Origin of the sequence: Chamaesiphon minutus PCC 6605 (assembly GCF_000317145.1) — a bacterium.
GTDB classification, from domain to species: domain Bacteria; phylum Cyanobacteriota; class Cyanobacteriia; order Cyanobacteriales; family Chamaesiphonaceae; genus Chamaesiphon; species Chamaesiphon minutus.
The window spans coordinates 6,109,684-6,122,599 of the sequence record NC_019697.1 but is presented as its reverse complement, the minus strand read 5'-3'; the positions used below and the strand labels follow the sequence as shown (position 1 = coordinate 6,122,599).

Below are 12,916 nucleotides of genomic sequence, written 5' to 3'. Positions count from 1 at the left end.
AGCAAGTTACTATGCGGCGACTTGGATCGCGACGCCAACTACCCGTTTTATCTCCATCGGTAGCCCCTACCCGTCAGATTCACTCTTCTGCGATGCAGTTTCGCTGGCAAAGAGCCAAATATTCGCCTCTAGCCAGACAATTCGATATCTTTACGGCAGCGATTTCCTTGGGACTATCGCTGTTGCGAGATGTTTTATTGCCAACTAAAAACGAGCGATATCACCGTCGGCGCGCTCAAAAATTAGTTACTACCGCGATCGGGTTGGGGCCAACTTTTATTAAAATCGGTCAATCTTTATCGACAAGAGTTGACTTTTTTCCACCGATTTATACGGAGGCTCTGAGTCAATTACAAGATCGCGTTCCAGCTTTTAGCGTCGATGCGGCGATCGAAATTATCGAAACCCAACTCGGCGCAGCCATCGAAACATTATTCAGTTATTTCGATCCGATTCCCTTAGCAGCGGCGAGCTTGGGACAGGTCCATCGTGCCAAATTGCGGACGGGGACAGATGTTGTAATTAAAGTACAACGTCCGGGATTGCGACAACTATTTGAATTAGATTTTCAGGTCATCGACCGCTTATTGTGGTGGGTAGAACTTTTGTTGCCCAAAAAGCGATCGGCAGAACTGCGCGCGATTTATCAAGAATTTTTTACACTGCTATTTCAAGAAATCGATTATACCCAAGAAGGCCAGAATGCCGATCGATTTCGGATTAATTTTAGCGAACACAAGTCGATAACTGTGCCGGAAATTTACTGGAAGTACACGACAGCTCAGGTATTGACGATGAGTTATCTACCTGGAATCAAGATTGACGATCGCGCTACCTTAGAAGCCTGTGGCTTCGATCCCAAAAAAATCAATCAACTGGGTATTTGTTGCTACCTCCAACAATTATTAGTAGATGGATTTTTTCAAGCCGATCCGCATCCAGGGAACATGGCAATTGCCGCCGACGGGAAATTAGTCGTCTACGACTTTGGCATGATGGTGGAGTTAAAAGAAATCTCTACCGAGCGGACGATCGAGACTTTTTGGGCGGTAATGAAGAAGGATGAAAATGCAGTTACTAATAATTTAATCGAACTAGGATTGATCGAACGCGTCGAAGATATGCGTCCGATTAAACGTGTAATTGGCTTCCTCCTCGAACGCTTTACCGAACGACCAGTAGATGTGCGCGAATTCGAGCGGATTAAGAGTGAAATAACCGCACTGTTTATCCAGCAACCATTTAAAATGTCGCCAGAAATGAGCTTTATTCTCAAAGCTCTATCCACCCTCGATGGCATCGCGCGGACATTGGATCCAGAATATAATTTAGTTGCTGCCGCTCAACCTTTTATCAGAAGCGTGGCAGTTGCCGAAAGCGGTAACGTCATTACTAAATTTGGCAGGCAAGCAGTTAGTTACATTAAATATAAACTTACTCAACCTAGTGCTAATAAACTATTAATTCGCAGCTTAAAAGAACAATTAGAGCAACGCGAACTCGAACTCTCACTTCGATCGCAAGCAGCAGATAGATCGATCCAACGACTGTATCTAATTATTTATAACCTCTTATCTTTTAGCTTGGCTGGATTTAGTGCGATCGGGGCAATCTTATTAACAGCTACTCAGCCAGTATGGTCTTTAACTTTATTAGGATTCGCAGGAATATGTGGATTGATGTGGCTGTATTTTTTCCTCAATCTGATTGTTAAATTTAGACTGTTTAGCTGAAGGGGTGACAAGCGAAAATTGAATGCAGAGTCGATCGCGATTGAAGAAGAATGTCGATCGGATATTTCATCGCGCGACCGATCGATCGAATCAACATAGCGTTGGTAATGCAATAAAGTTAGTGTTAGTTGTCAAAAAATAGTGAGGGGGAAACCTTGAAGAATTCACCTAGTGCCTTAGCCTGAGATTTGCTAATCCCACGCTTACCATTAAGCACTTCTGAAGCTACCCCTTGAGAACCAAATACTAGTAAGAGATCCTTCTGTTTTAGTCCTCGATCGCGTACCAATTCAGTTAGAATTTCCAACGAAGTAGCTGGTTTAAGTTGATAGTGTTGACTTTCAAAACTTTCAATCAAATTCACCAATAGTTTGAGTAACCGCTCTTGCGCTGGAGATATTGCGTCACCCAACCGCATCAATTTAGTAACTTCTGATAAATAAAATTCATTTTCTGCTTCTGTTTCGATTACCTTTGGTTGTACGACTGCCAACAATTGGGCATATTCTTTATCTAATGTAGCAATTGTCATTTCCATTCATCCTTATCGTATTCTGCATGGGTTAAGATATCTCTGACAAAAATAGTGCCACTGCGATAGTTGATTTCACCTATCAATCGATAGTGATTTCCTTTGATATTAAAGATAGTATAAATACCCACTAAATCGGCAGAGGGATATGCTTCTCTAAGCTCTACGAGATTTTGCCATTCGGCTGCTTTGGCGATTCTATACCAGGTATCCAGTGGTGTTTCTGAGTCGGCATGAATTTTTGCAAACTCCAGTAGTCTTTTGCGGCTGATGATGTGCATTTACTTGAGAATACCCCAATATAGTAATTATATCTCATTTTGAGATTGAATGTTTGCAAATTACCGTACTTATTTTAGGTAGACTCTTGTTTCGAGCATCAGCTATGCCAACGGTGCAAGATATAATTATGGAGAAAAACCCGATCGAGCCGCGATCGAAGTTGCCAAAGCAGCTTTAATCGCCACAAATTTGTTCGATAGTTTTGGAGTAGTAGATCTAGTAAAAGATCTCGAAGATCGCTGGTACACACTCGAAGTTGGTACCGATGGCATTTACAATCATGTCGATCGAGATTTTGCTAATGATAATTTATTAGATGAATTAAACGAACGACTCGCGATCGTCTTTTGGCAAAGAATTGGCACGCCACCTTGGGGCAAAAGCTGGACATACGCCTAACGGTCTTCAGATAAGTAATTAGGTGCAATTTTTACGGTATGCATTACAATTGAAATCTCACGAAATTCATACCCATATTAATAATGACAGATACAGATAAAGCCGAGCCTACTGATGCATTTGATTATCTAAATGAATATTTTTACTTCAACGAGCGTGGCTCTTTTGACGGAGCGATAGATTCTATCTTCATGATGCACGAGAAAGACTGGGAATTGCTTGAAGCAGCATGGAAAGATGGTTCGCAAGAGTGGCGAGAGAATTGTGTTAGTGTTCTCGGACACGGGCCAATAGAAGAATGTGTGCCACTGCTGCGACAAGCTCTGTTTGATGACAATATTGATGTTGCTAAGATAGCTGCTGGTTCGTTTGCAGGTCTGTTAATCGATCGAGATGATGAATACGATCCTCCTGTTTACTTGGATGATGAAATGGTCGCCCGAATGCGATATCTAGTAGGGCTTCAGGATAAATATATAGAATATGAAACCGAAGTGCTTGAGAATCTTCATCGCACAAGCGATGGTAAATGGGAATTTATTCCTCGCGAATCCTAGTTGTAGGCTGGGAAGGTAAGGAGGGTGGGCATTGCCTAGGCTGTTGACTTTGTGGGTTTTTGGGTGATTTCTCAGAAAATTATCTGTGTTATTTTTATTTGCGAGAGAATGGCTGTTACAGCCATTCTCTCGCAAAAGCAACCGACACAAAAACTGCATGAACCCTGACGGGCTAAAGGGTACAGAGTCAACAGCCTAGGCATTGCCCACAGCTCAAATCTTTGCGGAGCAAGCTTTTCGATAACCCGATCTATCTCGATCGAATTTAACTCGATACAAGTGGGTGCAAAAAAAGACCAGTGCTAACGATCGGTTAGTACTGGTCGGCTAATTAAGTGTGAGTGTAATGTGCCCGATCTGTTATCCTGTTGATGAACGATCGCCAAATAGCAAAGGCTAGCATCGATTGAAATCGACTATTTGAGATTATTAACTTTTGCCTTGGCATCTGCGACAGCATTAGTTGTGCCGTGGTTGGCGTGCCGTTCTGCTTTATCTGCTTCGGATTTAAGATCTTCGACTTTGGCTTTGGTATTATCGATCGCGTCTTCAGTATTGGCTTTAACTTCTTGCGCGCCCTCAGAGAGATTCTCTTTGAGATCGTTAAATGCGTCGCCGACTTTATCTTTGAGTTCTCCAGCCTTTTCTTTGAGCGTTTCGCCAACATCTTTGGCATTATCTTTGAGATCTTCTACACCATTACGTGCATCAGCCTCTGCTTGTTTGGCGTTGCCTGCAATTTTATCGCCGGAGTCGTTAGTAAGTTCTCCCGCAGCAGCTTGAGCCTTACCTTCAACATCTTTAATATTTGCTTCAGTGCGATTTTCGATACTCATATTACTTCGGGAGTCGTTTGTTTAATTTTGGTTATACATAAAGTGTATTCTCGATAACAAATTTCTTCATCTCCCGAACGAATTATTGTTTTTCTATCGATCGAGATATCTATTAATTAAAGCAAATATAAAATATCTATCTAATGGCAGACCCGCTTGGGGGATAGTCGAGCGAGCTTTTCTATGTATTAGTAGAAGATCCCCGTGCAACCTTTTAGGTTATTTTATATTTAATTTAATTATGCCGATCTACTTAACTGACTGAAAGTACTAATGCGAAGCGCGCCCCACCGCAAACAGATCGAACCTTACGCAGGGGAGTCTGAGGGGCGGGACGCCGCCCCTCAGCGGGGTGTCTGGGGGTCGGAGCGACGCGCGCACGCCTTTGTTTCCCGACGGTTTAGCGCGTCAAGACAACCCCCAGACCCGGGTTTCGATCGCACCAGTGAATCCAACTGAGAGTGTTCTTAACCCTAGCTATCCGCCTTAGGCTTATAAGTAGAAATCACCTCTAATTCCTTGAGTTGCTTGGCATCCACCTGTGCGGGTGCATTTGTAAGCAAACACCGTGCTTGCTGCGTCTTCGGAAACGCGATCGTATCGCGGATCGAATCTTCACCTGCGAGTAACATTACCAATCGATCGAGTCCGTAAGCAATCCCACCATGTGGAGGAGTTCCATACTCAAAAGCTTCGAGTAAAAAGCCAAACTTATCGTTAGCTTCTGCGGCTGATAATCCGATCGCACTAAAGACTTTTTCTTGGACTTCACGTTGATGAATTCTCACGCTACCACCGCCAATTTCGGTACCATTAAAGATAATATCGTAGGCTTGGGCGCGGGCGGTAGTGAGATCGCCAATGTCGTCGGGATGGGGGGATGTGAAGGGGTGATGGAGAGCTTCGAGACGCTTTTCATCGGCGTTATACTCGAACATGGGGAATTCGGTTACCCATAATAAATTGACTTTATTATCGTCGATTAAACCGAGTTCGCGACCGATAACCAAGCGCAATCGATCGAGTGTTTTATTAACCATCGCCGCATCGCCAGCACCGAAGAGTAATAAGTCTCCAGGTTTGGCATTGGTAAGAGTTAATAATTGTTGTTTTCTCTCTTCAGATAATGAGTCTTTAATTGCACCAATCGTATCAATTTCATTATTTTCGAGGACGCGAATATAGGCTAAACCTTTAGCACCTGCTTCTGTCGCTTCTTTAAATAAGTTGCCACCCGGCTTAATTCGGACATTGGAGATAGTTTCGTTACCGCCAGGAATCGGTAAGATTTTGACAATCCCACCGCTAGCGATCGCGCCAGAAAATACTTTGAATTGGGAGTCTTTAAATAACTCCGAAACATTGACTAATTTTAAGTCAAATCTGGTATCGGGTTTATCGCAGCCGTAGTCTGCCATTGCTTCGGCATAAGTCATGCGCGGGAAGGGACGAGCTAATTCGACACCTTTAATTTCTTTGAAGATTTGCCAGATTAATTCTTCATTCAACTCGATGATTTCTTCCTGAGACATGAAACTCATTTCCATGTCTAACTGGGTGAATTCGGGTTGTCGATCTGCACGCAAATCTTCGTCGCGAAAACACCGCGCGACTTGATAATAGCGATCGAATCCCGATACCATCAATAGTTGTTTGAATAGTTGTGGCGATTGAGGGAGGGCAAACCATTCACCCAAATTGACGCGACTGGGTAAAATAAAATCTCTGGCACCTTCGGGAGTAGAGCGCGTTAAAATTGGCGTCTCGATCTCCATAAAGTTAAAGCGATCTTCCAAACAGCGGCGGATCGTTTTGATAACGCGATGGCGGAGTTGGAGATTGGCACTCATCCGTTCGCGCCGCAGATCGAGATAGCGATACTTGAGGCGTAAATCCTCCCGCACGAACTCATTTTCGGTCTGAGATACCTGGAAGGGTAATTGTTTGTGAACGCGGTTGAGAATCTCGATTTGCTCGGCGTAGACTTCAATTTCGCCTGTGTCGATCCGCGTGTTGAGAGATTCTTCAGGACGTGCGTAAACGCGTCCGGTAATTTTGACTACATACTCGCTGCGAAGTGTCTCCGCAAGAGGGTAGGTTTCAGGCGTGCGTACCGGATCGCTCACAACCTGTACCGAACCCGATCGATCGCGTAAATGGAGAAAAATTACCCCCCCAAGATCGCGGCGACGATCTACCCATCCGCAGAGGGTAATAGTTTCGCCAATTTGTTCGGTGCGGATGGTGCCGCAATAATGGGTTCGCATATGCTAAAAATCTAGTTCGACGATAATTACTTTCAAAGCCCGATTTCATCGTTGAAGAGGCGCGAATGAAATCTATTCTACCCCGATCGGCATTACAGCCTCTATCGATCGCTGCTAAACTCAGACAGGGGTACAATGGGTTGTCTTTAATTATCTACCATTCTTTGCACCGCAGATCCACGCATGTTGATGTTATCAGAGCGCGATATTCATGTCTGGAGTACTCATCTCGATCTCGAACGAGATCGGGTTGACGAATTGGGTCGATTTTTAAGTCTTGAAGAACGCCAACGTGCGGCTAAATTTATCAATCCACTACATGGCGATCGTTGGACTGTCGCGCGCGGATATTTACGGCACATTTTGAGTCTGTATCTCGATTTGACGCCAGCACAGATTGCGTTTACCTATAGCGATCGTGGCAAACCTGCGTTGGCGAAGCCTCTTTGCGAAGGCAAACGCTACGCGAACGGAACGAGAATCGCAGGCAGCCAGATCCAGTTTAATCTATCCCATTCTCGCGATCGAGCCGTGTATGGAATTAGTGCCAAATATCCGATTGGTATCGATATCGAATACATTCATCCTTTGCCTGCGGCGGATTTGGTCGATCGATTTTTTTCTCCCGCCGAGCAAGCTGTTTTTCATAGTCTCCCCATCGACAGCAAGCTCGCCGCATTTTTTCATGCCTGGGTCCAAAAAGAATCCTATCTCAAAGCCTGTGGAACTGGCCTAAGCACTCCTTTAGATCGAATCGAGGTCTCGATCGATCCCAGTACGCCTGCTGCGATTATTTCCGTGCCTACAAATGATATTTGGCACATTCAAAAGCTAGAAATATCGCCCGAATATGCCAGCGCAATCGTCATCGGCGGCGATCTCGATCGTTCCGAGTGGATGCTGAAGATGATGAGCTAAGAGATTTTGGATTTTGCGGATGGAATCGCGCTGTTGGCGTAGCCTTCCCGTAGGGAGCGGTTCCCGCCTGCGGCACGTCTCGCTTCGTATGCCTACGGCAGGCTATCGCCAACGCCTACAGCGTACGTTCCACTAAGCAGCGGCTCGCGCTTGCGGAGGTTTCCTCCAGATTGAGCGAGACAGCGACGCATCGAACGGGAGGTTCCCTCCCGTTTGTGTGCGTCAAGACAAGACAGGATTGCGGATTGCGGATTGGGATGTTGGTACCCATTACCCATCCACCCATCCACCCATCCACCCATCTGCCCATCTACCCCACATCGTCGTAGATCCAGTCTTCATCACCCTGCTTACGGGCTTGCATGTGCTCGAATTCGATGCCAGCAGCGACACCGAACTGGATCGCACCGAGAATCCAGAAGACTTCCAACATAAAGCCACCTTGGTAATCTGGGATCTGATTGCCCGCATAGGCAAACCACATGTCAGCAATATAATAACAAGTAATTCCCTGAGCGATAAACTGCCAAGCATTGCTGAGTCGTCCGCCCCAGAAGGCTAAAATCATCACGATCGCCATCGCAAATAAAGCAATATCGCACCAGACATAAAAGGCATTTAAAGTTTGACCGTAAGGTTTGAGGATACCGTCGAAAAACATTACCCATCCGGGCGCGTCTGGTGTAGGCTCGACTGCGGGTGCAGCTAGCGCGGGTGCGGGAGTTGCCGCAGATGTGACGGCTGTTGTCTGAACTTGGCTAGCAGGTGTCGATATAGCCTCAACTACAGTATTACTACTATCGGCAGGTGGCTTGAGAATCCACAACAAGATCGTCGCTGCATAAATACTAATCCCCAATACGATCGCCCATTGATAAATATTTAACCGCACGCGCTTATTAACGATCGCGGCAAACATCGCTAGTAATAGACAAATATAAAAAATTACGAAAAACGGATCGCCGAGCGATCCAGTCGAGTTGAGCTGCCAGACTAATTCCCACGAGCTAAAGAAGATATTGCCGACTGAATAAGCGAGTAAAGCGGTGCCAAAAAGTAACCAAACTTGACTACCACTCGGCATCCTGCGACTCACTCCATTGCGAATACATAGCAATCCCGCAAAGATTGTTGGGACATTTTGGAGAATATAAGCGGTAAAAATTCGATACCAGAAAGGTCGCTCGATTCCTTGTGCTGGGCCGCTAAAAAAGATATAAGTAAATAGCGATAGAGCCGACCAGCCAAATGCCCAGTAAGTGACATTTTGTTTACGCCATAGGTATTCCCAACGTTCGAGTGTTTGTGATAGACCAAGCATAGAGTTTAGTTAATAATTGACAAAGTAGCTCGTTTTGTAGTTTTCCAGCTACGGAATGAGCATCAGTGGTATTAATTATTAGTATTCCCAATCACCTTTAACTATGAACTGGGTGACTCAAGCTGCTAGAGCGACGATCGATAGCTCTAATCTGCTCGATCGTGCGGGTCTACTATACTGATTGAAGATAATCAAATTCGATCGTCTTATTTAGCAGGAGCACAATCGCAGTGACTACGACCCTCAATCGCCCTACAGTTCGCACTTTACCGAATGGATTGACCATCGTTGCCGAACAAATGCCTGTCGAAGCGGTAAATCTCAACATCTGGCTGAATGTGGGTTCGTTCTTAGAAACCGATGGCATCAATGGCATGGCACACTTCCTCGAACACATGGTGTTCAAAGGGACATCGAGATTGGCGGCAGGTGAATTCGAGCGACTGGTAGAAGAACGCGGTGCGGTGACAAATGCGGCGACGAGCCAAGACTATACTCACTACTACATCACTACTGCACCTAAAGATTTTGCCGCACTAGCTCCTCTCCAAATCGATGTTGTCACCAATCCCCGCATTCCTGAAGATGACTTTGCTAGAGAAAAACTGGTGGTACTTGAAGAAATTCGTAGGTCTCAGGATAACTCCTCGCGGCGGATCTATCAACAAGCGATCGAAGTCGCATTTGCTAAGTTAGCATATCGTCGTCCGGTTTTAGGGCCAGAAGCGGTTATTGAAGGTATCACCGCTCAGCAAATGCGCTTTTTCCATGCGACTCATTATCAACCCGCAGCCATGACAGCGGTAGCAGTTGGGAATTTACCTGTAGAGGAATTAATCGATATCGTTACCGATGGTTTTGCTGCGCAAGGCGGTAGTATGCCTGCTGTAGAATTTGTGGGCAAAAAGTCTCAACCTACTCCCGAACCAGCATTCAATCGCATCGTTCGTCGCGAATATATCGATCCGAGCCTGCAACAGGCAAGATTGATTATGGTGTGGCGCGTACCTGGTTTGATGCAGTTATCCGAAACTTATCCGCTCGATATTTTAGCAGCGATCCTCGGCTCTGGACGCACCTCACGGTTGGTCAAAGAATTGCGAGAAGACCGCCAACTGGTGAATAATATCAGCGTTAGTAATATGAGCAATCGCATTCAGGGATTATTTTATTTGAGCGCGCAGTTACCGAGCGAAAATATCGCCGAAGTCGAACAAATTATTACCCAACATATTTTTCAACTCCAACACACTCTAGCTACCGACGCCGAAATCTCGCGCATCCGCCGTCAAGTTGCCAATCGGTATATTTTTGGCACCGAAACTCCCAGCGATCGAGCCGATCTTTACGGTTATTATCGATCGGTAGTCGGCGATCTCACCCCAGCTCTCAACTATCCACAACAAATCCAAGCTCTAGACGCCAAAACTATCCAACTCGCCGCACGTCAGTATCTCTCGCCGAATGCGTATGGCGTTATTGCCGTTAAGCCGGAGTAAGTTAGTTGGGAGTTAGGAAAAGGGGAGGGTGGATGGTTGATAGGTAATTGGTAACGGTTAATGGGTAACGGGTAATAGGTAATGCAGTTTATTTCCCCTTTCCCCTTTCCCCTAAAGCCTAAAACCTTGCTTGGTGAAACACATGCGGAGGAGACCTCCGCGTGATTTCATCCGCAAAGCCTAAAGCCTAAAGCCTAAAGCCTAAAACCTAAAACCTAAAGCCTAAAGCCTAAAGCCTAAAGCCTAAAACCTAAAACCTAAAGCCTAAAGCCTAAAGCCTAAAGCCTAAAACCTAAAACCTAAAGCCTAAAGCCTAAAACCTAAAGCCTACCCTCACTTAATCACTTTCACCGTCTTGACTTGTAACGGTTGTCCGACTTGGCAGATAGTTACCATATCTGTCTTGGGGACGCCACTTATTTGTACTCTAGTGCCGTCAATTTTGGGGAATTTACCCATCAATTCGTACTTTTTACCATTATCGGCAGCCAGTTGATAACAGGTACCTGACAGGGCTAATTTTTTAATCGTGCCAGTGAGATTGACTGTTTCCGATTTGACTTGGGTGGTGCCAGTAGATGTATTTGCTAATGCGGGTAAAAACGGAATCATGATGCCGATTGCGAAGATCGCACCTAAGACTGAAATCCAGATTTTAGTTACTTTAACAGTCATAATTTAACTCTCATACTAATGTTGATGCTTGCAGGTTAGACGATATTTGGAAATACGGACAAGATCGATCTAGTTATACCAGCATTGGTGGAAATCCCCCTTAGAGGATGTCTGAAAAGTCTAATTGCTTCGTTTACGCTGGGTAAATCCCCCTAAATCCCCCTTTTTAAGGGGGACTTTAAAATCCGTTTCCCCCCTTTTTAAGGGCTAGGGGGGATTTTCTAGGGTTTGCAAGTGAAATATTATACTTTTCAAATATCCTCTCAGACAAACAGTATTTCCGATCGATAGTTGTTATCTCTAGACGCAAATCGTGCTAATTTAGCTCCCTGTGCGATCTCCTTTTAACCTGGACGTCCTAATGTCGTAATATATAGGACAGCTTCATCTTCGGGAATGCCTAAAACTTCATTGACTCGATCGTCAAAAAATCCCGCAATCCCACTAACGCCAACATCTAGACGAATTGCGGCTAAATTCAAACGTTGACCTAAATGTCCGGCATCTAAATGTAAATAACGATAAGCTCGATCGCCATATTTTTGGACGGCCATTTGTAGATCGGCAGTATGAAAGATTGTAGCTCCAGCATCGCGGCCTAATTCTTGTCCCAAGCACAGATAATGTAATTCTTGGCGAAAGTTTTTGAAGCGAATTTGTCGAAGTTCTTGTGCTTTTGGGGCATAATAATAACAACCTTCTTCTAAACCATTTACACCGGAGACAGCGATAAATGTCTCGATTAAACCCAAGTCAAAATAGTCGGGATTGGGATCTAAATCTTGCTCGATATAATGTTGAGGATGGTAAGTGAAATCTAAGATCGCATTGAGTTCTTCGAGCATTAATGCTCCACCTGTATAGGCACGAGTCGATCGACGTTTGAGAATTGTATTTTCTAACCCAGCTAATGGCACCTCATCTTGCCAACTAATCGGTGAAGTTGCGGTAGAAATCTTGAGGCAAAATGGAAAGTTATATTTGTCTCCGAGTTCGACTGGATCGATCGCACTTACATTTGCTGGTAGTTGTCTAAATTGAGCGATTTCCGTCATTTGATGGCAATATTTTAACAATTGTCCATCGGGTAATTCTGGATATTCTAAATTGATTTTTGAAGGTAATGCTGAGGGGAAAGCAGGAATATTCAGATCGGGGTGTACATCGAGATCGACGATCGGAATAACAGTGACAACACCTTCTTCTTCGGTATTGAGATATAGTAACTCGTCGATCTGGCGATCGATAAAACCACCCACAAAATAAGGCCGAAATCCATTAATCGCGCCAGCTAGTTCGATATTGCCTAATAAATGTCCGGTATCTAGAAAAATCCGTCGATATGCCCGATCTTGATATCGCCATGCCGATCGATAAAATACGGCTGTAGTAATTAAGCTTAGATCGGCGATCGCCAAAGCTGGATGATTGAAACAAGCAACTTGAATATTCTGCCAAACATCGTTTGCCCAAAAATGTATTAAAGTATGATCTTTGACTTGATAATTATATAATCCAGCAGGTAACAAACTATTACCGCGAGCTACTAAATAAATCTCGGCTGGATACAAGCCACCTGCGGAGGGAGCGGCACGTAAATACATCGGTTCGCCCATTGTTTGCATTCTGGCTGTTAATCCATAGCTACACAATAAGAAATGCGACAACCTTTGCCACCACTGACTTTCGACATCTTGTTTGGTGGCTTGTAAATATGGTTTGAGATCGTAAATAGTGCCGATTTTATATTCTTTGTACGATGACGGTTGTTGACTCCAGTCCAGCCCCTGGCTCTTGGATGAGATCGTCTCTGGATCGTATTTTGTCCGCTGATGATAATGCTGCGAAAAGGAATCAATCATGAGAATTATCGATCGGTAATATTAGAGCAGGCGAA

The 12,916-nt window shown here is 44.7% G+C and carries 13 protein-coding genes; 5 read left to right on the top strand and 8 right to left on the bottom strand.

Annotation, left to right across the window (positions count from 1 at the left end):
* The first annotated feature begins 11 nt into the window (after positions 1-11).
* Entirely contained in the window at positions 12-1,733 is a 1,722-nt protein-coding gene (locus CHA6605_RS28040; protein WP_015162731.1) for an ABC1 kinase family protein, read from the top strand.
* Positions 1,734-1,857: 124 nt separating this feature from the next.
* On the opposite strand, the gene CHA6605_RS28035 is transcribed toward CHA6605_RS28040, so the two are convergent.
* Together CHA6605_RS28035 and CHA6605_RS28030 are read right to left on the bottom strand one after the other, a co-directional pair.
* On the bottom strand, positions 1,858-2,265 hold the full coding sequence (locus CHA6605_RS28035) for a helix-turn-helix domain-containing protein (protein WP_015162730.1): 408 nt from the start codon (positions 2,263-2,265) through the stop codon (positions 1,858-1,860).
* The gene (locus tag CHA6605_RS28030) at positions 2,262-2,546 is read right to left on the bottom strand and encodes a type II toxin-antitoxin system HigB family toxin (protein WP_015162729.1); all 285 of its coding nucleotides are present in this window, start codon (positions 2,544-2,546) and stop codon (positions 2,262-2,264) included. The genes CHA6605_RS28035 and CHA6605_RS28030 overlap by 4 nt, the downstream gene beginning before the upstream one ends.
* 190 nt (positions 2,547-2,736) lie before the next feature.
* Between CHA6605_RS28030 and CHA6605_RS28025 the strand changes: the two genes are divergently transcribed.
* Together CHA6605_RS28025 and CHA6605_RS28020 are read left to right on the top strand one after the other, a co-directional pair.
* Positions 2,737-2,946: a hypothetical protein gene (locus CHA6605_RS28025; protein ID WP_041548511.1), complete on the top strand. Its 210-nt coding sequence runs from the start codon at positions 2,737-2,739 to the stop codon at positions 2,944-2,946.
* An 83-nt stretch (positions 2,947-3,029) separates the two neighbouring features.
* Complete coding sequence (locus tag CHA6605_RS28020; RefSeq protein WP_015162728.1) at positions 3,030-3,503, top strand: HEAT repeat domain-containing protein; 474 nt, start codon at positions 3,030-3,032, stop codon at positions 3,501-3,503.
* A gap of 416 nt (positions 3,504-3,919) precedes the next feature.
* Here the strand turns inward: CHA6605_RS28020 and CHA6605_RS34715 are convergent, their stop codons facing one another.
* Positions 3,920-4,339, bottom strand: a complete 420-nt coding sequence (locus CHA6605_RS34715; RefSeq protein ID WP_015162727.1) for a CsbD family protein — start codon at positions 4,337-4,339, stop codon at positions 3,920-3,922.
* Between the two features lie 473 nt (positions 4,340-4,812).
* Positions 4,813-6,606: an aspartate--tRNA ligase gene (gene aspS, locus CHA6605_RS28010; protein WP_015162726.1), complete on the bottom strand. Its 1,794-nt coding sequence runs from the start codon at positions 6,604-6,606 to the stop codon at positions 4,813-4,815.
* A 183-nt stretch (positions 6,607-6,789) separates the two neighbouring features.
* On the opposite strand from aspS, the gene CHA6605_RS28005 reads away from it, so the two are divergent.
* Entirely contained in the window at positions 6,790-7,524 is a 735-nt protein-coding gene (locus CHA6605_RS28005; RefSeq protein ID WP_015162725.1) for a 4'-phosphopantetheinyl transferase family protein, read from the top strand.
* Positions 7,525-7,616: 92 nt separating this feature from the next.
* Here the strand turns inward: CHA6605_RS28005 and CHA6605_RS34710 are convergent, their stop codons facing one another.
* Together CHA6605_RS34710 and CHA6605_RS28000 are read right to left on the bottom strand one after the other, a co-directional pair.
* Positions 7,617-7,826, bottom strand: coding sequence for a hypothetical protein (locus CHA6605_RS34710; RefSeq protein WP_157260128.1), 210 nt, complete (start codon positions 7,824-7,826; stop codon positions 7,617-7,619).
* Between the two features lie 8 nt (positions 7,827-7,834).
* Positions 7,835-8,845 (bottom strand): hypothetical protein, encoded by a 1,011-nt coding sequence (locus CHA6605_RS28000; protein ID WP_015162724.1) that lies wholly within the window; start codon positions 8,843-8,845, stop codon positions 7,835-7,837.
* Positions 8,846-9,075: 230 nt separating this feature from the next.
* Between CHA6605_RS28000 and CHA6605_RS27995 the strand changes: the two genes are divergently transcribed.
* Complete coding sequence (locus CHA6605_RS27995) at positions 9,076-10,344, top strand: M16 family metallopeptidase (RefSeq protein WP_015162723.1); 1,269 nt, start codon at positions 9,076-9,078, stop codon at positions 10,342-10,344.
* Between the two features lie 333 nt (positions 10,345-10,677).
* On the opposite strand, the gene CHA6605_RS27990 is transcribed toward CHA6605_RS27995, so the two are convergent.
* Together CHA6605_RS27990 and CHA6605_RS27985 are read right to left on the bottom strand one after the other, a co-directional pair.
* Positions 10,678-11,019, bottom strand: a complete 342-nt coding sequence (locus CHA6605_RS27990; RefSeq protein WP_015162722.1) for a hypothetical protein — start codon at positions 11,017-11,019, stop codon at positions 10,678-10,680.
* Between the two features lie 344 nt (positions 11,020-11,363).
* Positions 11,364-12,881, bottom strand: coding sequence for a SagB/ThcOx family dehydrogenase (locus tag CHA6605_RS27985; protein WP_015162721.1), 1,518 nt, complete (start codon positions 12,879-12,881; stop codon positions 11,364-11,366).
* Positions 12,882-12,916: the final 35 nt, after the last annotated feature.